Annotated in this window: 17 protein-coding genes and 1 other annotated feature; all 17 genes read right to left on the minus strand. The window is 37.4% G+C overall.

Annotation, left to right across the window (positions count from 1 at the left end; translation table 11 throughout):
- Positions 1–51 precede the first annotated feature (51 nt).
- The gene (locus A5889_RS04665) at positions 52–1,452 is read right to left on the minus strand and encodes a HEPN domain-containing protein (protein ID WP_207114623.1); all 1,401 of its coding nucleotides are present in this window, start codon (positions 1,450–1,452) and stop codon (positions 52–54) included.
- Between the two features lie 701 nt (positions 1,453–2,153).
- Positions 2,154–2,798, minus strand: a complete 645-nt coding sequence (locus A5889_RS04670) for a DUF4767 domain-containing protein (RefSeq protein ID WP_087641231.1) — start codon at positions 2,796–2,798, stop codon at positions 2,154–2,156.
- A 175-nt stretch (positions 2,799–2,973) separates the two neighbouring features.
- Positions 2,974–3,897, minus strand: coding sequence for a tyrosine-type recombinase/integrase (locus A5889_RS04675; protein WP_087641230.1), 924 nt, complete (start codon positions 3,895–3,897; stop codon positions 2,974–2,976).
- Positions 3,898–4,117: 220 nt separating this feature from the next.
- Entirely contained in the window at positions 4,118–5,416 is a 1,299-nt protein-coding gene (gene eno, locus A5889_RS04680) for a phosphopyruvate hydratase (protein ID WP_069661790.1), read from the minus strand.
- Positions 5,417–5,576: 160 nt separating this feature from the next.
- Positions 5,577–6,332, minus strand: coding sequence for a triose-phosphate isomerase (gene tpiA / locus A5889_RS04685; RefSeq protein ID WP_087641229.1), 756 nt, complete (start codon positions 6,330–6,332; stop codon positions 5,577–5,579).
- Between the two features lie 155 nt (positions 6,333–6,487).
- Positions 6,488–7,678: a phosphoglycerate kinase gene (locus A5889_RS04690; RefSeq protein ID WP_087641228.1), complete on the minus strand. Its 1,191-nt coding sequence runs from the start codon at positions 7,676–7,678 to the stop codon at positions 6,488–6,490.
- 117 nt (positions 7,679–7,795) lie between these two features.
- Entirely contained in the window at positions 7,796–8,797 is a 1,002-nt protein-coding gene (gene gap, locus A5889_RS04695; protein ID WP_086329496.1) for a type I glyceraldehyde-3-phosphate dehydrogenase, read from the minus strand.
- A 40-nt stretch (positions 8,798–8,837) separates the two neighbouring features.
- The gene (locus A5889_RS04700; RefSeq protein WP_087641227.1) at positions 8,838–9,875 is read right to left on the minus strand and encodes a sugar-binding transcriptional regulator; all 1,038 of its coding nucleotides are present in this window, start codon (positions 9,873–9,875) and stop codon (positions 8,838–8,840) included.
- Between the two features lie 305 nt (positions 9,876–10,180).
- Entirely contained in the window at positions 10,181–11,056 is an 876-nt protein-coding gene (locus A5889_RS04705) for a YitT family protein (protein WP_087641226.1), read from the minus strand.
- A 107-nt stretch (positions 11,057–11,163) separates the two neighbouring features.
- Entirely contained in the window at positions 11,164–11,931 is a 768-nt protein-coding gene (locus A5889_RS04710) for an ankyrin repeat domain-containing protein (protein WP_087641225.1), read from the minus strand.
- A 150-nt stretch (positions 11,932–12,081) separates the two neighbouring features.
- On the minus strand, positions 12,082–13,851 hold the full coding sequence (aspS, locus tag A5889_RS04715; RefSeq protein ID WP_087641224.1) for an aspartate--tRNA ligase: 1,770 nt from the start codon (positions 13,849–13,851) through the stop codon (positions 12,082–12,084).
- 30 nt (positions 13,852–13,881) lie between these two features.
- Positions 13,882–15,183, minus strand: coding sequence for a histidine--tRNA ligase (gene hisS / locus A5889_RS04720; protein ID WP_087641223.1), 1,302 nt, complete (start codon positions 15,181–15,183; stop codon positions 13,882–13,884).
- 601 nt (positions 15,184–15,784) lie between these two features.
- Positions 15,785–15,992 (minus strand) — a binding site (T-box leader).
- 79 nt (positions 15,993–16,071) lie between these two features.
- On the minus strand, positions 16,072–16,518 hold the full coding sequence (gene dtd, locus A5889_RS04725; RefSeq protein WP_087641221.1) for a D-aminoacyl-tRNA deacylase: 447 nt from the start codon (positions 16,516–16,518) through the stop codon (positions 16,072–16,074).
- 11 nt (positions 16,519–16,529) lie between these two features.
- Positions 16,530–18,743, minus strand: coding sequence for a RelA/SpoT family protein (locus tag A5889_RS04730; protein WP_087641220.1), 2,214 nt, complete (start codon positions 18,741–18,743; stop codon positions 16,530–16,532).
- Between the two features lie 155 nt (positions 18,744–18,898).
- Positions 18,899–19,549: a deoxyribose-phosphate aldolase gene (locus A5889_RS04735; protein ID WP_087641219.1), complete on the minus strand. Its 651-nt coding sequence runs from the start codon at positions 19,547–19,549 to the stop codon at positions 18,899–18,901.
- A gap of 17 nt (positions 19,550–19,566) precedes the next feature.
- A complete protein-coding gene (locus tag A5889_RS04740; protein WP_087641218.1) occupies positions 19,567–20,316 on the minus strand; it encodes a 16S rRNA (uracil(1498)-N(3))-methyltransferase in 750 nt (249 codons plus the stop codon).
- Position 20,317: 1 nt separating this feature from the next.
- A complete protein-coding gene (gene prmA / locus A5889_RS04745; RefSeq protein WP_087641217.1) occupies positions 20,318–21,265 on the minus strand; it encodes a 50S ribosomal protein L11 methyltransferase in 948 nt (315 codons plus the stop codon).
- Positions 21,266–21,275 lie beyond the last annotated feature (10 nt).

The raw sequence follows: 21,275 nt of genomic DNA on the forward strand, positions 1-21,275 counted from the left end.
TTGGATTCTAGTTACTATCTTTTTCTAGTTGTTCGTTTAAATAAAATACAATTATTGTTCTTCAATTCCAAACTTTTCTTTATCTGAATCGCGTAAAGCATTTCTATATTCTGTATTAGTTCTCACCTGTAAAAAATATTCATTCAAGTTTTTAAAAATATTTCCATCTGTGAAACCTATTTCTTTCAATAAATGATACTCTAGTATCCCTCTCAATAAACTTATAGACTCTACTAAATTTTCACCCTTTAATGCTTTTTTTTCTTTATTAATATTATAATGAGTAAAGTAGTTTCTAGTATCCGAAACAATTTGTGGAAAATCAAAAAATTTAAAACTTCCAGAAAAAATATATCTTGGATAATCAATAAACATTAAATCCGATAGTCTTTCACTCAACAAGATATGAGATTTTCTTGGATCTCTAATGAGAAACTTTTCCCATTCTGATTGATACCCTTCAAGCTTACTTTTAGCCATTTTTTTATATTCATTCTTTGAATCAGATATCATTCTAGCATGATAGGTTTCCAACGCTTGACATATATTTAAAAAGTGATTTTCGATTTTCGAAGTACCAGAATAATAGACTTCCAAATATAAATCAAGAACAGGCTCTAATTTACTCCTCTTCTTATGCCAATCATTCAAATTACCTGAGTCAACTAAATCTTGACAGGTAAATAGATAATTAATATACCCACCTTCCTCTTTATTTTTTCGAGTAGAAAAGGATGAGTCTACACTATACAATACGCTATTAATTGGAGTAAAATCTTTAGGAGGTATTGCTTGCATCGATACTTTTTGATAATTGATTCTTTTATGAATTGCCAACTCTATGATAGCTTTAAAATCATTAAATTTTGTATCAAACCACTGTATTTTTTGTGCTTCTTTACTTTCGATAATAATTGATGGATTTTGAGTAATAGTAATAGTTTCTTTTAGAAAATCGTTAGGAAGTGAGTAACCAACATAGTACTCAATTTTATGGTCTTTTGCTTCATATATAATTAACTTATTGTCATTTGAAATATCAATATAATGATTACCTTTCAATCCAAATACGAAATTAGTTTTCTGAAACCACTTCATTATTCCAGAAACTTTATAATATGCTTTAAAAAACCTGTTTTCTTCAATAGATGCTCCATCTATTACATAATCAACCTCATATTTAAAAACTTCTCTATGATAAGATATTTCAGAAGTATGTTGAACTCTTTTGCACCCAACCAAAAGTATTTTTGCGCCATTAGATAAAGTAGCTTCTAAATTTTCAAAAAAAGAGGGGAGTATTGTTGAAGAACTAATTGCTCGATCTTTATTATAAAAATGAATGTACATTAAACTAACATTTCTTTCTTCATTTTGATAAATTAGTAAATCTAGTTGATCTTCTATTCCTTTTATTTCAACCTTCGTAGTATGTCTTAAAAATAATTCCATAATAAAATTTCTAGCCTTTCTTATTATTACTTCTACAAATAGTTCTCTCTAGTTGTTAAAATAAATATCTTTTATTTATTCCATTATATTTAACTCTAGGCATACAATTTCATTATATCACATGTTTAGTTAGTAATACTAAACTAATTTAGCACAACTTTTTGTGTCCATAACATTTTTATCTTAACTTAAAATTCAATTCTCTCTATTATGTGTTCTAATTAATAACTGCGTTTGTGACCATTCAATATTGCTAATGTTGATTTAACAACAATTATTTAACTTCCAGAAATTAATTAGTACTATGATATGAAATATTTGCAGGTCTGTTTCATCTGCAATAACTCCCACAACTATGTAGTATTTTTTAAGGATTTTCAGCAAAAAAACTGTTTTTCGTTTCATTTATATATGAAACATAGAAACCCTTGTATATCAATGTTTATAAAGCTTTGTTTCATTTCGTTTCATGTATAAACATTTATTAACCTTTTGCAAATTGCAAAAAAAGAGTACCCCTAGTGAGCCGTGTAGCTCATTTAAAGGGTACCCTTAGTACGGTCAAGTAACAACGGGGTGGGGTTCTCAATCCTATTCAATTTCTTGTATGATTCTGCCAAAGATATGAATAGCTTGAGTTGGTTGTCCATCAATTAGAGTAAGAGTATACTCTGTTTCCAGTGGCTCTTTTAAGCTTAAACCTAAACCTTCTGCTGAACAGATAGACTAATTGCTTCCAGATGTTCAATTGCCTCTGATATAGCTTGCTTATCATTTGAAATAGACCCATCAACATAATAAGTAATCCTTGTACCATTGCCATCATTTTCAGTCGTTAGATAGCCTTTATAAGGCAATTGATCATAGTTGCTGATAAAATAGCTGAGTTGTTCATCTTTGGTAAAATTTGATTTAACATCATCAAAAACTACACTACTGTTCACAATATTACTAAAACCATCTCTAAGCTCTTTGTTCTCTGTTTCTTTAAAGTATAAATAATTATTTGGATTTCCTTGATTCTGACTAGTTATTAACACTTTGGGTATTCCTGAATTAATGGTAAAAAAGTAAACATGCTTCGATAAATAATTTTGTGCCTCTGCATCCGAATAAACAGCTACTAAAGAATAACCTGATTCTTCTTCACCATTTTCTGACCAATTTATAACTATTGGCGTGTTACCAATAACCGCCTGCCACTGATTGTTATTCAGAACCGAGTCAGGGAGTTGTAAACCGTATAAATCAACATTATTATTCGGACTGTATTGTTTATACGTCTGATTCATTGCTTGTCCCCAAGTATTCATAAAGTCATTAAGCTTTTTTATTTTTATCATCATTCCATTAAGCCACTTTATCGATGAGGATATAGCAAGTTCAGAAGAAACATTTCTTGCTCTATATCGGTCTCTAGATGCGACTGAGCAACAACAAACAATCGAATTTACGGAACTTCTCAAACGACATAAACTAGAAAAAGAAGCTTTACTAAAAAAATCTATTGAAGAAAACTATCTATAATGCTTCTTCATTTATTAGTTTCTGAATTGGTGTTAGTTCCATACTTGATAAAATTTCAGAATCACTTAACGAGTTCAGATATGTTTGAGTTGTCTTTATATTACTATGACCTAATAACCTACTTATCGTGTAAAGGTTAACTCCATTTTTTAATAATTTTTGTGCATAATAATGTCGTAAGCTGTGACAGCTCTTACGTTGTATCTCTTCTCTAACATTAGTAGCAATACAAGCATCCTTAACTACTTTTTCAAGCAAAACGTTATTTTTTAAACGTCTACCTGATTTAGAAATAAATAGAAAATCTTCAATCTCCCTATAATTTCTTAGATTATTAAAATAACCTGCCTTAGTTCTTCTATGCCTTTTTAACAACTGCTCTAGGTAAGGGGAAATTTTAACAACTCGCTCCTTACTTCCTTTTCCCATAAATTGAAAATATCCTTCCTTTACATTATCATTAGTAAGGTTTCTTACTTCTTCTGCTCTTAAGCCCGCATCTGCCATCACCTCAATAATTAACTTATTCCTTTGATTGACAAATCCCTTCTTATAGTAAAATTTAATGAGATTAGAAACTTCTGTATCTGAAAAGATGGTTAACAGTAGCTTAGGCTCCTTAAGTAATTTTATTTCTTTAGTAATATTAGTAACCTCATACTCATTAGTCATATACTTATAGAACAACTTAACTGCTTTTAAAATAGTATTAATATAAGTTTCCTTTTTTCCCTCCTCTTGACAATTTAAAATAAACTTCTTTAAATGTAGCTTACTTAGCTCACTAAGATCGTGTACATCTCTGAGATAACCATAAAATACGTTCAGCTGAGATTGATATGACTCGATAGCGCGTTTCGATAAGTTAAGAACCCTACAATCTAACAAATATTCAGCTATCATTTCTGTATTCAGCAAAAAACACCATCCTTTCTCTTAGTTAGAGAAAAAACAGTGTTTAATGATGATTATTGGTTATAGTTCGTACTACGTCAAATTTCCAGTACTGCTAATTAGAAGCAAATTCAAGTTAGCAATACATTCTTTTGCATAGTACGTAACTATTGGTCTACCTAACACTTTCAAAACGGATTATTTAACAAGTAATCACAAGAAACCCTTTAATAGCACAGATTTCTTATTTGTTTTTTAAGTTGTAGAAAGATTTCAAACCTTTGTATTCGGCAACTTCGCCTAATTGGTCTTCGATACGTAATAATTGGTTGTATTTTGCAATACGGTCAGTACGTGATAGAGAACCAGTTTTGATTTGTCCAGCATTTGTTGCTACAGCGATATCAGAGATTGTTGAATCTTCTGTTTCACCAGAACGGTGAGAAACAACTGCAGTATAGCCAGCTTCTTTCGCCATTTCGATTGCTTCAAATGTTTCAGTTAAAGTACCGATTTGGTTTACTTTGATCAGGATTGAGTTAGCGATACCTTTTTCGATACCTTCAGCTAATTTAGTTGTGTTTGTTACGAATAAATCGTCACCAACTAATTGAACTTTGTCACCTAAAGCAACAGTTAATTTTTTGAAACCATCCCAGTCATTTTCATCTAAACCATCTTCGATTGAGATGATTGGGTATTTCGCACATAATTCTTCGTAGAATGCGATCATTTCTTCAGTTGTTTTTTCGCCTTCGCCTGAATCAGCTAAAACGTAAACACCTTTTTCTTTATCGTAGAATTCAGAAGAAGCAGCATCCATAGCAAGAACGATATCTTTACCAGGTACATAGCCAGCTTTTTCGATCGCTTCGATGATTACTTCGAAACCTTCTTCATTTGAACCAAGGTTAGGAGCGAAACCACCTTCGTCACCTACAGAAGTAGCTAAACCGCGAGCTTTTAAGATTCCTGCTAATGCATGGAATACTTCAGCACCATAACGTAACGCTTCTTTAAATGTAGGAGCGCCTACAGGCATGATCATGAACTCTTGGAAGTCGATACTGTTATCAGCATGAGATCCGCCGTTGATGATGTTCATCATTGGAGTTGGCAATACTTTTGTATTGAATCCGCCTAAGTAGTGGTATAAAGGTACTTCTAGGTAATCAGCAGCAGCACGAGCTACAGCGATAGAAACACCAAGAATAGCGTTAGCACCTAATTTACCTTTGTTAGGAGTTCCATCTAATTCGATCATTGCTTTATCAATTGCCATTTGGTCACGAACATCGTAGCCAATGATTGCTTCAGCGATGATGTTATTAACGTTGTCAACTGCTTTAACAACCCCTTTACCTAGGTAACGAGATTTGTCGCCATCACGTAATTCAACCGCTTCGTATTCACCAGTTGAAGCTCCAGATGGAACCATTCCACGGCCAAAAGCTCCGCTTTCAGTGTATACTTCTACTTCGATTGTTGGGTTACCGCGTGAGTCTAAGACTTCGCGTGCGTAAACATCAGTAATAATTGACATGTTTTGTCTCTCCTTTGAGTTTGTTTTATACTAAGGGGATCCGAGCTCCCTTAATTATGATTGTAGTGAATAATCCTAAGCTATGCAAACATTTTTTGCGTATTTCATAAATTATTCGATGAATCTTCGATTTATTGCGTATCTTAATTATAAGTCTGTTTTATTTAACAGCCTCTAACAATGCTAAGAATGAATCAGCTTCAAGACTTGCTCCGCCGACTAAAGCACCGTCAACGTTTTCTTTTGCCATATATTCAGCAATGTTTTCTGGTTTTACAGAGCCGCCGTATTGGATACGAACTGCTTCTGATACTTCTTTACCGTATAATTTTTCTACAGTTGAACGAACAACACCACAGATTTCATCCGCAATGTTGGCATCTGCAGATTTACCAGTACCGATTGCCCAGATTGGTTCATAAGCAATGACCATAGATGATACTTGATCGTTTGTTAAGCCTACTAAGCCATTAGTGATTTGTCCTTCGATCCATTCAGCTGTTTTTCCAGCTTCATAGGTCTCTAAAGATTCACCACAACAGAAGATCGGTGTCATATTGTTTGCAAAGATTGCTTTGGCTTTTTTGTTGATGTCTTCATCTGTTTCGTGGAAATACTCACGACGTTCTGAGTGACCGATGATCACATATTGAACACCTAGATCTGCGATTGCAGCTGGAGAATTTTCACCAGTGAACGCACCAGCATTTTCCCAATAGCAGTTTTGCGCAGATAATTGCACTTGTGAATCTTTAAGATTCCATGCTAATGGCGCTAAGAACAATGCAGGAGATCCGATTACTGAATCGACAACATCACTTGATGGAACAGCATTTTTTACTGCTTCAGCAAAGCTTTGTGCTTCTGCTAAAGTTTTATTCATTTTCCAGTTACCAGCGATAATTGGTTTACGCATGAAAAAACACTTCCTTTAATTTTATGGTGTAGATTGTTTAAACGGTGTTCAAAAGGCAAACGTTCAGTAATTTCCCTCACCTACTAAACCCCAATACTTGAAGTTCAGCAGGTTCAGTCAAAATACTCAAGCTTAAATGCCTTTTAATAACCTCTTTATTTATCGTTGATCGCTGCTAATCCAGGTAATTCTTTACCTTCTAATAATTCTAAGCTTGCGCCGCCACCTGTTGAGATGTGCGTGAATTTATCAGCAAAGCCTAATTGAATTGCTGCAGCAGCAGAGTCTCCTCCACCAATGATCGTTGTTGCATCAGCTAAATTAGCGATTGCTTCACAAACACCGATCGTTCCTTTAGCAAAGTTGCTCATTTCGAATACGCCCATAGGACCGTTCCAAACAACTGTTTTCGCACCATCTAAAGCTTGCGCGAATAAAGCAATTGTTTCAGGACCAATGTCAAGACCCATTTGACCTTCAGGAACATCACCAGTATGCTCTTCTGTTGGTACATCATTTGAGAATTCAGCTGCTGTGATCGAATCGATTGGCAAGATCAATTTATCACCTGCTTTTTCGATTAATTCTTTCGCTAAAGCTACTTTATCTTCTTCTACTAAAGATTTACCGATATTCATCCCTTTAGCTTTGTAGAATGTATAAGTCATTCCGCCGCCGATCAGGATCTTATCTGCTTTTTCGATCAAGTTTTCGATAACACCGATCTTGTCAGAAACTTTTGCTCCGCCTAAAATCGCAACAAATGGACGTTTTGGTGCAGTAACAGCTTCACCAACGAATTTGATTTCTTTTTCCATTAAGAAGCCGGCAACTGTTGGAATACCAGTTGATGCAATACCAACGTTAGAAGCGTGCGCACGGTGAGCCGTACCAAATGCATCATTTACAAATACATCGCCTAAAGAAGCCCAATATTTGCCTAATTCAGCATCATTGCCGCTTTCTTTTTTACCGTCGATGTCTTCAAAACGAGTGTTTTCAAAGACTAAAACGTCGCCATCTTTCATATTGTTGACAGCCGTTTCTAATTCAGTCCCGCGTGTTTCAGGAACGAATGTTACTGGTTTGCCTAATAGCTCACCTAAACGTTCTGCAACTGGTTTCAAAGATTTACCTGCTTTATCTTCTTCTGTTTTTACACGACCTAAGTGAGAGAAAAGAATCGCTTTTCCGCCATTGTCGATAACATATTGAATTGTTGGCAAAGCTGCAACTATACGGTTGTCGTTAGTGATCACGCCATCTTTCAATGGTACATTGAAGTCAACACGAACAAGGACTTTTTTGTCTTTTAAATCAACATCTTTGATTGTTTTTTTAGCCATTATGGAGTACTCCTGTCTATAAAATTTTTAAACGAAACAATATAAGCGGAGAAGCGCGTTGCTTCCCCGCTTATTATTTCACAGTTCTTTAAATTTCACTAATAATAAGTATAGATCTTATAAGTTAGCGAAGTACTCTAAAGTACGAACTAATTGTGCAGTATAAGACATTTCGTTGTCATACCAAGCAACAGTTTTCACTAATTGTTTGTCGCCAACTGTCATTACTTTAGTTTGTGTAGCATCGAATAATGAACCGAAAGTCATACCTACGATATCAGAAGATACGATTTGATCTTCGTTGTATCCGTAAGATTCGTTAGCTGCTTTAGCCATTACTTCGTTTACTTCTTCAACAGTTACGTTTTTGTCAAGAACTGTTACTAATTCAGTTAATGAACCAGTAGCTACAGGAACACGTTGAGCAGCTCCGTCTAATTTACCGTTTAATTCAGGGATAACTAGACCGATTGCTTTAGCAGCACCAGTTGTGTTAGGAACGATGTTTTCTGCTGCAGCACGTGCACGACGGAAGTCTCCACCTGGGTGAGGTCCATCAAGAGTCATTTGGTCACCTGTGTAAGCGTGGATTGTAGTCATAAGACCTTCAACAACACCAAAGTTGTCTTGTAAAGCTTTCGCCATAGGAGCTAAACAGTTAGTTGTACATGAAGCACCTGAGATAACTGTTTCTTTACCTGTTAAGATATCGTGGTTAGTGTTATAGACGATTGTTGGTACGTCATTTCCACCAGGAGCAGAGATAACAACACGTTTAGCACCAGCTTTTAAGTGTAATTCAGCTTTTTCTTTTGAAGTGAAGAATCCTGTACATTCAAGAACGATATCTACGCCTAATTCGCCCCATGGTAATTCTTCTGGGTTACGGTTAGCAAGAACTTTAACTTCTTTACCGTTTACGTTGAAAGAACCTTCGTGAACTTCAACAGTTCCGTTGAAACGTCCTTGAGTTGTGTCATATTTTAACAAGTGAGCCAACATTTTAGCATCTGTTAAGTCGTTGATTGCTACTACTTCGATTCCTGCTACATCTTGGATACGACGGAATGCTAAGCGTCCGATACGTCCAAATCCATTAATACCTACTTTAACTGTCATTAAAGATTTCCTCCTTATGAAAATCAAAAATTTTTTTATTTTAAAGGGTTGCCCCTTTTAAAATCTCATTTGCAGCAGCTTCATCTGTGATGAGCCACGTTTGTTTTGGTGCATTTTTCATATAAGCGCGGATTGCTTTGGCTTTTGTCTTTCCGCCTGCGATCGCCACGACATGTTGAATTCTTTGAAGATCTTTCAATTGAAGTCCGATACGAGGAATTTTATAAACGACTTCCCCTTCTTCATCGAAGAAGTAACCAAATGATTCTGCTACTGCATTATTTTGCTTTAACATGACCATTTCATCATCTGACATTTTACGTCTGGCCGCCATATGCAGTGCACGACCAATACTATGCACGACACAGTTGCTCTGTTCGATCAATGTCAATACTTCTTGGATCGATGGTTCTTGTAATAAAGATTTGTATGTTTCAGGACTTAATTGTTCTGGGACATATAATGCCCGATGATGACCACCAGTTTTGTTAGCCATAACTGCACTGACCGAATTCGCTTGAACACTCATTGCTTCACCAATTCCGCCTCTAGCTGGAACAAACAAATTGTGACGTTTCTCTGTTTCCAAAGAGCCCATATGTTCAGCCGTTAGAGCCATCGTTGTTCCGCCCATCACTGCAATCGTGTTATTGCCGTCAGGTAAAAGTAAATCAAGTGCGTCAGTTAAAATATCACCGAATTCATACAAGACTTTTTCTTGATTGTCACTATTGCCAGCAACGACTATACAGCGCTTGATGCCAAAATACTGACTGATCTCTTTTTCGATTTGATGCATGCCAAGAAGCTGATTCATCACTGTCTCTAACCCTTGATAAACATCTAATCCTTTTTCAGTCAATGTCATTCCACTTTTTGAAGTCTCGATCAGCTGCAGGTTCTTTAAAAAATCTGTCTCAGTTCTCAAGACTCGTTCTGTGATCCCCATACTATCCGATAGACTTCGACGTCCAATAGGCTGCATCCAGTATATATTACGAAGAATATGAAACCTTTCCTGCATTACATCGAGCAAATCTGGAGCAACAGCTTCAATCATTTTCAATTCATCCAGCATGATGCGCTCCTTCGTTGGTCTTAAAACGTCCAAGTAAGACTTAAAACGACCTATGAACTTTAAAAAAATAGGATTGATGTTCTTCTTTCTCATTGTTAAATTCTATCTAACAGTCTTAAAAGCGTCCCTCAATCTTACATATATAGTTTAACAGTTTTCATTTGGCTTTTCAAGAAAAAGCGATTATTTTTTTGAAATGTTCACAAACTTGTTTTTCTATAGAAAGTAATTGCTACGAAAAAGAATGAACAAAAAAAAGAACCCACTTTCTTTTAAAAAGAGATTTAGGTTCTTCGTTTCGTTTTCTATAAGTCCTCTTCATAAAATCGTCCAAGGATTTTGACATTATCTGAAATACTTACAAAAGCAGAGGGATCCGAGTCTTTCATTGCCGCTTCCAGCGCCGGCAATTCAAATCGTGTCACAACTGTTAACAGCAAGGTTTGTTTATCATGACGATACGCCCCTTCTGCTTCATGGATGATCGTGATACCTCTTCTCATTTTTTGCTGGATCCCTTCGATCACTGCATCAGGATTTTTAGTGATGATCATGACTTGCATTTTCTTTTGCTTCGTATAGACAGCATCCGTCACTTTACCACTGACAAAAATCGATAAGGCACTGTAAAACATATACTGCCAGCCAAACAAATAGCCAGCGACAAAAATGATCAATCCATTGAAATACATAGAAATCGAGCCAACTGAACGTCCAGTTTTTTTGCGGATCGTAATACTAAAGATATCTAATCCACCGGAAGACAAGCCATTTTTTAGTGCAAAACCAATACCTGAACCCATCACAGCTCCACCAAAGATCGCACAGATGATCGGATCATTAGAAAGGATCGTCTGCGGGACGATTTGCATAAATATGGAGGTCAAAGTAACCGTCAATACTGTAAAAATCGTAAATTTCTTTCCTATTTTGAGCCATGCTACAAAAAATAATGGGATATTCAATGCATACAGCGTGATTGAAACAGGAACATTAAATCCTATGACACGCGTCGATAGTGTAGTCAAAATTTGAGCTAAACCGGTGATCCCACTAGAATAAATATTGCCCGGCTGATAAAAGAAGTTCATCGCCACAGATGCTAAAATCGCATAAACGATCGATACGGACAGTTTTGTTGTATAATCATGGACCGGCAAGCTGTCAAAGAATTTTTTCATGAAAAGGGCCTCTCTTTTTCTGATTGTTAGCTCTCATTATACGTGCTTTGCAATCAGAAAAAAAGCATAATTATTCAAATGAAAGAAAAGAAATTTCTGTTTCCATTTTAATTTGCATTTAAGATAGACAACATTTCTGAGTAGCCTAAGCTTTTCGCGTAATCCTCTGCCGTACGCCCAGTATTGTCTCTCAACGTTTTATCTGCTCCTGCCTCCACTAAAACTTGAACGATTTGTTGATAAATTTCGGAACCATCTCTTAACGCAACAGCTTCAATTAGAGCAGTATAGCCATAATTATTTTGATGATCGATGTTTGAACGACCATCTTTCAATAGTAGCTTAACATTTTCCAGATGTCCTTTTTCTGCCGCTGGAATCAACGCGTTTCCACCAAAACGATTGACCTTTTGTTGATCAGGAGTTGCTTTTTCCAGCATGTAAGCCAAGATTTCAGTTTTCCCCTGAGCGCCTGCATAGAGATAAGGACTATCAGAAATTTGATCTTGTTGATTGATATCAGCACCGGCATCGATCAGTTGTTTGGCGATCTCAATAAAATTTTGATGTGTCGCAATTAAAAGCGGACTTTCTCCTTTTTCATTTACTTCGTTGATCTTATAATCCGTTGCAAGGACCTCTTGAACTGTTTTCATATCATTATCGCTCACTGCTTGAAGCAATGTTCCTTGTGGAAATGTTTGTTTACTTGATTCAGCAGCTTCATTACTTGAAGGTTCTGTTATTTCTTTTTTTGACATGATCGTCGACTCCTCTTCTATTTTTTGTTGAGTACTTACTTTTTGCTGGCAACCAGAAAAAATAAGCAGTCCTAAACTGGTTGATATCAATAAAGCTACTCTTGTTCTTTCCATGATTTTTTCCTCCTGCCAAATCATTGTAAATTCAGTATAAAGGATAAATATAAACAAATTATAAACGGAGTCGATCTAGTTTAAAAAGAAAAAGAGCTGAACACGATCTCGGCTAGTTTTCGCCTGAACCATGTTCAACCCATTTATTTTTTATTCGTCGATTGCAGTTACATCAATATTCAATTCAAATAGTTGTAAAGGTGATACAACACTTGGCGCACTTGTCATTGGATCAGCAGCTTTTCCGTTTTTAGGGAAAGCGATCACTTCACGAATATTGTTTTCACCAGCTAAAAGCATGACTAAACGATCTAACCCTAAAGCGATCCCGCCGTGTGGAGGGAAACCATAGTCTAGTGCATCCAGCAAGAAACCAAATTGTTCTTGTGCTGATTCTTTCGTGAAACCAAGCGTTTCGAACATTTTTTCTTGTAATTCACGTTTATGGATACGTAGAGAACCGCCACCTAGTTCATAGCCATTCAACACGATATCGTAAGCTTCTGCATAGACTTTTGCAGGATCTGTTGCAAGCAGCTCTACATCAGATTCTTTTGGCTGGGTAAACGGATGATGAGCAGATACATAGCGACCAGCTTCTTCATCATATTCAAATAATGGCCAGTCAACGACCCACAAAAAGTTGAATTTAGACTCGTCGATCAAGCCCAACTCTTTGCCTAAACGAGAACGAATAGCTCCAAGAGCAGCAGCGACAACTTCTGGCTTATCTGCACCAAACATTAATATGTCGCCAACCTCAGCATTTGTCGCTTTGATCAAGTCATCAGAAACGTCTGTCAAGAATTTAGCAATCGGTCCTTTAAGTCCATCTTCTTCTACTTTTAGCCAAGCCAAGCCTTTTGCTCCAAATTGACTCACATACGTACCTAAGTTATCCATATCTTTTCTTGAGTATTTATCTGCGGCACCTTTGGCATTTAGCGCTTTGACTTGTCCGCCGTTTTCTAAAGCCATTTGGAACACTTTAAAATCAACATCTTTCACAACATCTGCAATGTCGATCAACTCCATGTCAAAACGGGTATCTGGTTTATCGCTGCCGTAACGTGCCATTGCTTCATCATAGCTGATACGTGGGAATGGTAAAGTAACTTCGATTCCTTTTGTTTCACGCATTACTTTTGCCAGCATTTCTTCCGTCATCGTCTGGATCTCTTCTGGAGTCAAGAACGTCGTTTCAATATCCACTTGTGTAAATTCAGGCTGACGATCACCACGTAAATCTTCGTCACGGAAGCAACGAACGATTTGATAATAGCGGTCAAAACCAGCATTCATCAATAATTGTTTAAAAATTTGCGGTGATTGTGGTAAAGCGTAAAAATGTCCAGCGTGAACACGTGAAGGAACTAAGTAATCACGAGCGCCTTCTGGTGTAGATTTCCCTAAGTAAGGTGTTTCGATATCCATAAAATCAGTATCATCTAAATAATGGCGAATCGTTTTAGTCACTTGATGACGTAATTTTAGGTTTGCTGTCATTTGTGGACGGCGCAAGTCTAAATAACGGTATTTCAAGCGTAATTCATCCCCAACGTTATTTTCATCTTCGATCAAAAATGGTGGTGTTTTAGCTGTATTTAAAATCGTGATATCTGTTGCCATGATTTCAAATTCGCCTGTTTTCATTTTTGGGTTGATCGCTTCTTTATCTCGATAAGTTAATTCTCCAGTAATTTCAATCACATATTCGCTACGGCATTTGTCAGCCTTTTCCCACGCTTCTTTTGAATGTGCTGGATTGAAAACAACTTGTGCAATGCCTTCGCGGTCACGTAGGTCGATAAAGATAACTCCACCTAAATCGCGGCGTTTTTGCACCCAGCCTTTTAATGTGATGATCTGTCCTACTAAATCTGCGGAAACTTCTCCGCAATATACTGTTCTTTTTGTCATTCGTTTTTGCTCCTCTTCATTTTTTACACGTTATTCATCAAACATTTTTGTCATCATTTCATCATAGACTTCATCAAATTTTTCATAAATATCTGATAAAGGAAATGCTTTTTCTTTCCGGCTTTCCATTGATTTAACATTGACAACACCTTCGGCTAATTCTGTTTCACCCAATGTCAATGCTAATTTGGCATTTAGCTTAGCTGCTGTTTTAAATTGTGCTTTTGCTTTACGATCCATAAAATCACGATCTGCTGAAAAACCAAAATTGCGGATCGCTTGAACTAATTTTAGTGTTTCGACATTCGTTTGTTCTCCGATGCCGACAACATAAGCATCGATTTCATTGATCACAGGAACAACTACCTGCTCTGCTTCCATTGTGATCAATACACGTTCGATTCCTAAAGCAAAACCAAAACCTGGTGTTGCAGGTCCGCCTAAATCCTCTACTAATCCGTCATAACGTCCACCCGCACAAATTGTCGATTGGGCGCCCATTCCTGGTGCTTCACTCATGATTTCAAAAATCGTGTTGGTGTAATAATCAAGTCCCCGAACCATATTACTATCAACTTCAAAAGGAATATTCAATTCCGTTAACATCGTTTTAACTGTTTCAAAATGTTGTTTAGACGATTCACTCAGATAATCTAAAATCGACGGCGCCTCTGCAACGATCACTTTATCTTTCTTATCTTTACTATCAAGGACACGCAGCGGATTTTCATGTAGGCGGCGTTTTGAATCTTCACTTAGTTCAGCAGACTTAGGTTCTAAATAATCGATCAACGCCTGACGGTACGCTGCTCTGGTTTCCTTATCGCCTAATGAATTGATTACTAATTTGATTTGTTGAATCCCTAATTGCTTGAAAAAGTCTAATGCCATCGCCATACTTTCTACATCTACAGCTGGGTTCTCACTGCCAAATGCTTCAGCCCCGATTTGGTGAAATTGTCTTAAGCGACCTGCCTGCGGACGCTCATAGCGAAACATCGGTCCCATATAATAGGTCTTATAAGGCTTAGAAAACTCAGGACCAAATAGTTTATTTTCCACGAACGACCGAACGATCGGTGCAGTTCCTTCTGGACGCAATGTAATGTGACGTTCCCCTTTATCGTAAAAATCATACATTTCCTTGGAAACGATATCTGTCGTATCTCCCACACTACGAGAAATCACTTCATAATGTTCAAAGATCGGCGTGCGGATTTCTTCATATTGATAATCACGAAAAATCAAGCGTGCTGTTTCTTCAACGAACTGCCACTTCTCGGAAGTTCCTGGTAATAGATCATTCGTTCCTTTTGGTTTTTGATAACTCATTCTTTCATCTCCAATTTATTATTCATCTTTTACCTCTAATGGTAAATGTGTGCTGCTGTAAAAAAGTTTACGCTAACGATCTCTTTTGAATCTTTACTAGAATACCCAGTGATACTTTATTGTTTTTACATTTTAGAAAATCTTGATCGTTCTATTTAGGTATTACTCAGTGAGCTTAACATGCTTGTCTTATCGTTATTCGTCGTCTATTTGATTGGAACCAGTTGCACACTTTCAATTCTTAACGCTTTAACTATTTATTGTTTATCAACTGCTCTGGCAGAGCCAATCGTAAACCTTCAATTCTTAGTACTTTAGTCCTTTGTACTTTATCAAAGCTAGTATGCTTAAGCGTGATTCCTAGTATGGACACTTCGCTCACTTTGTTCGCCAAGTATTGTTCATCATCTACTCTGGCGGAGACGATTGTGGGCCTTCAATTCTTAGTACTTTAGTCCTTTGTGCTTGATCAAAGCTAGTATGCTTAAGTGTGATTCCTAGTATGGACACTTCGCTCACTTTGTTCGCCAAGTATTGTTCATCATCTACTCTGGCGGAGCCAATCGTAGTGATGAACAACAAAAACTCGCCCTTGTATATATACAAGGGCGAGTGAATAGACACACGCGGTACCACCTAAGTTCGAAAGATTGCTCTTTCCTCTAACGATTAACGCTCGCGACGGAACGGCTTTTCTTCCGTTCTTCTCTAGAATGTCTTTCAATTTCGCTGATGAAGCTGCTTTCAGCCTAGGCAACTTTCTCTTATACAGTCAGAATGAAATTTACTCGTTCTTTCATCGAATTTTGATATTACATATAAACTACTAAAATTCTCTACTAAAGTCAAGGGGATTCAGTAAAAAATAGCCCGCTCATTTCACAAAGTCTATTTGTCGTTTGTATCAATAATAATAGTCACAGGTCCGTCATTGGTCAGTGTTACTTTCATATCTGCACCAAACTCTCCTGTTTCAGTCGGAATGCCGATTTCTTTCAGCTGTTTATTGAACATCTCATATAAAGAAATCGCTGTTTCAGGTCGAGCCGCTTCGATGAAACTTGGACGGTTGCCTTTTTTTGTATCTGCATACAATGTAAATTGTGAAATACTTAAAATACTGCCACCAATCTCCTGCAAACTAAGATTCATCTTACCTTGATCGTCTTCAAATACACGTAATTTGCTGATTTTCCGAACAAGATAGTCTACATCTTCTTTCGTATCCTTTGCATGAATCCCTAGTAAAATCATAAACCCTTGATCGATTTTACCAACAACCTTGCCTTCTATTTGCACCTGCGCCTCTGTTACTCGCTGAATGACTGCTTTCATCTGCTCGCCTCCTAGCCATTGGTTCGACGGACGTTGTACACATCCGGTATATTTTTGATTTTATCAACGATCGTTTTTAAATGAGACAAGTTTTGGATTTTAACTGTCACATGAATCATCGCCATTTTATTTTTGGTTGGTTTTGCCTCAACGCTAACAAGATTTTTAGTCATCGAACTGATTACCTGTAACACATCATTCAGTAACCCGCTGCGGTTGTACCCGTATATTTCTAAATCGGCATCATATTCTTTATTTAGATTTTCAGTATCTTCCCATTCTACTTCAATCAAACGTTGTGCCAATTCTTCTTGATGCTGTACGTTTGGACAGTCTGCACGATGGATAGAAACCCCACGACCTTTGGTAATATAGCCAACGATCTCATCTCCTGGAACGGGATTACAACAGCGGCTGATCCTAATCAACAGATTTTCTACCCCTTGGATCACGATGCCGCCTTCATGACGGACTTTCATTTTATCTGATTCTTTTTTGACAGGCTGGGTCATCAATTCTTCTGCTTCTTGCTTTTGGCGCTCCATTTCCTGCTCTTTACGTTCTTTTTCTGTTAGTCGGTTGAAAACGACTTGAGCACTGATTTCTCCATAGCCGACAGCAGCATATAAATCATCTTCTGTTTGAAAGTTAAAACGCTCCAAGGCTTCAGCCAGCTTCGTCTTACTCAAAAATTCTTTTGGAGCAAAGCCATGCTCTGTCAAATATTTACTAATCGCATCATGTCCTTTGATGATATTGACTTCTCTGTCTTGGACCTTGAAAAATCGTTTGATTTTATTTCGCGCCTTACTTGTCGCTACCATTTTGAGCCAGTCACGGCTTGGTCCAAATGAATTTGGCGAGGTCAAAACTTCAATGATGTCACCGTTTTTCAAGGTATAGTCCAGCTGAACCATTTTGCCATTGACCTTAGCACCTGTCGTTTTATTTCCGATTTCGGTATGTACGCTGTACGCAAAATCAAGCGGTCCTGAGCCTTTTGGCAGCTCTGTCACTTCTCCGGTCGGTGTAAATACATAGACCTTGTCACTGAAAATATCTCCTTTGACACTTTCCATAAACTCAGATGCATCATAGCTTTCATCTTGAAGTTCCAATATTTCACGGAACCAGCTCAATTGTTTTGAATCAGAATCTTCATCAACTTTTTCAGTTTTTCCTTCTTTATAAGCCCAGTGAGCAGCAACCCCGAATTCAGCGATTTGATGCATTTCGTGTGTTCTGATCTGCACCTCGACTGGATTACCTTTAGGTCCGATCACTGTTGTATGGATCGATTGATACATATTCGCTTTCGGCATAGCAATATAATCTTTAAAACGTCCCGGCATCGGTGTCCATTTGGTATGGATCGCTCCTAAAACAGCATAACAATCCTTGATTGAATCCACGATCACACGAATCGCCAATAGATCATAAATCTCATTAAATTGTTTCTTTTGATCTTTCATTTTGCGATAGATCGAATAAATGTGCTTTGGACGTCCATAAATTTCTGCGTAAATATCTAGATCCTCAGTAGCAAGACGAATATCTTCAACTGCCTCTTCAACATAAGCTTCCCGTTCTTCACGCTTGCTTTGCATCAAGTTGACGATTCGATAATATTGATTTGGATTGATATAACGTAACGCAGTATCTTCTAATTCCCATTTGATCCTGCTGATCCCTAAGCGGTGAGCAAGTGGTGCATAGATTTCAATCGTTTCCTGAGCGATCCGACGCTGCTTATCTTCTCTTAAATGTTTAAGTGTCCGCATGTTATGCAAGCGGTCAGCTAATTTCACCATGATCACGCGTAGATCCTGAGCCATCGCCAAAAGCATCTTTCGATGGTTTTCAGCTAATTGTTCTTCGTGAGATTTGTATTTTATTTTCCCAAGTTTCGTCACGCCGTCGACTAACATCGCTACATCTGCACCGAATTCATCTTGTAAATCTTCTAGTGTTACGTCTGTATCTTCCACAACATCATGTAAAAAACCAGTAGCAACTGTATGTGGGTCCATTCTAAGTTCAGCTAAAATACCTGCAACCTGAATTGGATGGATAAAGTAAGGTTCACCAGATTGCCTTACTTGACCTTCGTGCGCTTTTTCTGCATAGTCATGTGCTTTTTGCACAAACGCGACATGCTTTGGCGCCATATATTTTGATACAAGTTTGATGACTCCTGGTCCTGTCATAATTTCTTCTTTTGGCATGATTCTCACTCCTTGGGCTCTTACAGCCGTCTATTCCAGTACTTTATTTATGTAAATGACTAGCGATTAAAAAAAGAAAAGTACCACTTGAAACAGTAGCACTTCCAACACTTATTATTATACTAAAATTCTCTAAATTTTCAATTCCTCATATTCTAATCCCACTTAGAGATCAGCGGTAAAATCTCTCGACCATTACTAAGACCTATTCGAGAAGCTCCTGCTTGGAACAATAACTCCATTTCCAGCAATGTTGGTGCCTTTACATTAACTTGAAATACTCTTTGACTTTTGACTCCTGATCTGAAAATACTCATATCGTATAAAGCCTCTTTCATAGATAAATCCAGCCCAATAGACATAAATTTTACATCCTCCATTTTAGCAAGATCTATCGTCAATTGTTGTTTCTGGTACTCATTCAACTGACTGCTATCGATAAAAAAGCCTAAACCATCATGTCCAAATGCTAAAGGAGCCAATGTTTGGTAGCTTTGATGTCCGCCAAAAGTCAGTTGATCAGGTGTCATCGCCACAAAAACTTCGGAAGCACCTTCTCGATAAAGCTTTCCAGTTTCAAATGCCTTTTTAGCTAATGTTCCTCCGCCTAAAGGAAAATCAGTAAAACTTCCGATCCGAATCCTTGTTCCTGTCAATAACTGCTTTGCGCGAGCAACATTGCATGGTAAGACAAATATCGAATGAATCGAAAAATCTTTTAGAAAAAGAAGTTCATCTGTTAGTTGCTGATCCGTAAGTGCAGGGTCAAGCAACATGATTGATAGTTTTTCCAGTTCTAACTCCATAAATACCCCCTCAGACCTTACACTAATTCAAATTGATAACTGATTACACTCAAAGCATATAAAGGTGCTGTTTCTGCACGTAAAATCCGCGGACCCAATCCGCATAAGATTCCGCCATTTTTTTCAAACGCTTCGATTTCTTCCGGAGCAAAACCGCCTTCCGGCCCGAAAACAAGCAAAATCGAATCCCCGATTTTCGTTTCAGCCAATGCTTGAGCGAAACGACTTTTTTCCCCTGTCTTTGCGGATTCTTCATAGGCGATCAAAATCTTATCATAGGCAGAAAAAGAGTCGATCAATTCTAGCTTATTTTCTAATAATACAATATCCGGCGCAAACTGGCGATGAGATTGCTCGGCAGCTTCTGTTGCGATCTTTTTAAATCGTTCAGCTTTTTTGACTAATTTTTTATGATCCCATTTGACAACAGAGTTTTTTGCGGGAAACGCTACGAATTTATGAACACCCAATTCTGTCGTCTTTTGGATAACCAGATCTAATTTATCTCCTTTAGGAAAACCACAAGCAATCGTCACATTGACAGGTAATTCTTTTTCACCTTGCTCTTTACTGATTTCTTTTAAACGAACAGCCTCTTCCGTCACCTCTGTAATTTCTGCAATAAGTGCAATTCGATCACTGAATACAAGATAAACTTGCTGTGTCGGCTCCATACGCATCACTCGGATCATATGATGATAATTTTCCCCAGTGATTTCATAGTGTTCTCTTACTTCATAAGGCTCTGTCATGAAATAACGCTGCATCTTATTCTTCCTCTGTTTTCTTTAAAATAATCGCATACCAGTCACCTTGTTGGAATATCTGATCCACTAGAAAACCGACAGCTGTCATTCGTTCGATCACCATCGCTTTTTTATCTTGAATGATTCCTGAAACAATCAATGTTCCGTCATTTTTCAATAAACGAAAAGCATCTTCCACCATTAAAACAATAATATCCGCTAAAATATTTGCAACGATCACGTCTGCTTCGATCGTTACATTATTGAGTAAATCATTCGCTGAGACGTAGACATCATCAGCAACTGGATTAAGCGCCATATTTTCTTTAGCTGCAGTCACTGCAACATCATCTAAGTCAAATGCATGGACTTCTTTTGCGCCTAAATACTTACTAGCAATACTTAATACTCCAGAGCCTGTCCCTACATCAAGCACTGTCTCTCCACCACGCAAAACTGTTTCCAATGCTTGCAAAGTCAAACGAGTGGTTGGATGGGTCCCTGTTCCAAAAGCCATTCCAGGATCTAACGTGATGATCTTTTCTGCAGTATCTGTTGTCTCGTATTTTTCCCAACTTGGGACGATTGTTAGAAAACGAGTCACACGTACAGGATGATAATATTTTTTCCACGCTGTAGCCCAGTCGCTTTCTGCTACCTCGCTGATCAGCATTTCATTCTTGCCGATACTCAAGCCAAATTCTGGTAAGCGTGCGATACTTTCTTTGATAAAGGGCAAAATTTCTGGTAAAAAAGTTGTTTCAGGAAAGTAAGCCATTACTAAAGCACCCTCTTTGATATGCGTAAACTGTTCTTTATCTAAGAGTTCACCATACAAATCGCTTTGAAAGTTTTCAACATCCAATGCATCTTCGATCGCTACGCCGCTTGCACCAGCTTCCATCATGATATTTGAGATTGCCTCTACTGCTTCACTAGCTGTTTCTACTTTTACTTCCGTCCATTTCATAAACACACCT

The sequence above is a fragment of the Enterococcus sp. 9D6_DIV0238 genome (assembly GCF_002174455.2).
GTDB classification, from domain to species: Bacteria; Bacillota; Bacilli; order Lactobacillales; family Enterococcaceae; genus Enterococcus_L; species Enterococcus_L dunnyi.

What these genes read in the sequence shown, in the direction of transcription:
- A5889_RS04665 (WP_207114623.1), bottom strand. Translation starts at nt 1,452, where the DNA reads ATGGAATTATTTTTAAGACATACTACGAAGGTTGAAATAAAAGGAATA.
- A5889_RS04670 (WP_087641231.1), bottom strand. Translation starts at nt 2,798, where the DNA reads ATGATGATAAAAATAAAAAAGCTTAATGACTTTATGAATACTTGGGGA.
- eno (WP_069661790.1), bottom strand. Translation starts at nt 5,416, where the DNA reads ATGTCAATTATTACTGATGTTTACGCACGCGAAGTCTTAGACTCACGC.
- tpiA (WP_087641229.1), bottom strand. Translation starts at nt 6,332, where the DNA reads ATGCGTAAACCAATTATCGCTGGTAACTGGAAAATGAATAAAACTTTA.
- A5889_RS04690 (WP_087641228.1), bottom strand. Translation starts at nt 7,678, where the DNA reads ATGGCTAAAAAAACAATCAAAGATGTTGATTTAAAAGACAAAAAAGTC.
- gap (WP_086329496.1), bottom strand. Translation starts at nt 8,797, where the DNA reads ATGACAGTTAAAGTAGGTATTAATGGATTTGGACGTATCGGACGCTTA.
- A5889_RS04700 (WP_087641227.1), bottom strand. Translation starts at nt 9,875, where the DNA reads ATGCTGGATGAATTGAAAATGATTGAAGCTGTTGCTCCAGATTTGCTC.
- A5889_RS04705 (WP_087641226.1), bottom strand. Translation starts at nt 11,056, where the DNA reads ATGAAAAAATTCTTTGACAGCTTGCCGGTCCATGATTATACAACAAAA.
- A5889_RS04710 (WP_087641225.1), bottom strand. Translation starts at nt 11,931, where the DNA reads ATGGAAAGAACAAGAGTAGCTTTATTGATATCAACCAGTTTAGGACTG.
- aspS (WP_087641224.1), bottom strand. Translation starts at nt 13,851, where the DNA reads ATGACAAAAAGAACAGTATATTGCGGAGAAGTTTCCGCAGATTTAGTA.
- hisS (WP_087641223.1), bottom strand. Translation starts at nt 15,183, where the DNA reads ATGAGTTATCAAAAACCAAAAGGAACGAATGATCTATTACCAGGAACT.
- dtd (WP_087641221.1), bottom strand. Translation starts at nt 16,518, where the DNA reads ATGAAAGCAGTCATTCAGCGAGTAACAGAGGCGCAGGTGCAAATAGAA.
- A5889_RS04730 (WP_087641220.1), bottom strand. Translation starts at nt 18,743, where the DNA reads ATGCCAAAAGAAGAAATTATGACAGGACCAGGAGTCATCAAACTTGTA.
- A5889_RS04735 (WP_087641219.1), bottom strand. Translation starts at nt 19,549, where the DNA reads ATGGAGTTAGAACTGGAAAAACTATCAATCATGTTGCTTGACCCTGCA.
- A5889_RS04740 (WP_087641218.1), bottom strand. Translation starts at nt 20,316, where the DNA reads ATGCAGCGTTATTTCATGACAGAGCCTTATGAAGTAAGAGAACACTAT.
- prmA (WP_087641217.1), bottom strand. Translation starts at nt 21,265, where the DNA reads ATGAAATGGACGGAAGTAAAAGTAGAAACAGCTAGTGAAGCAGTAGAG.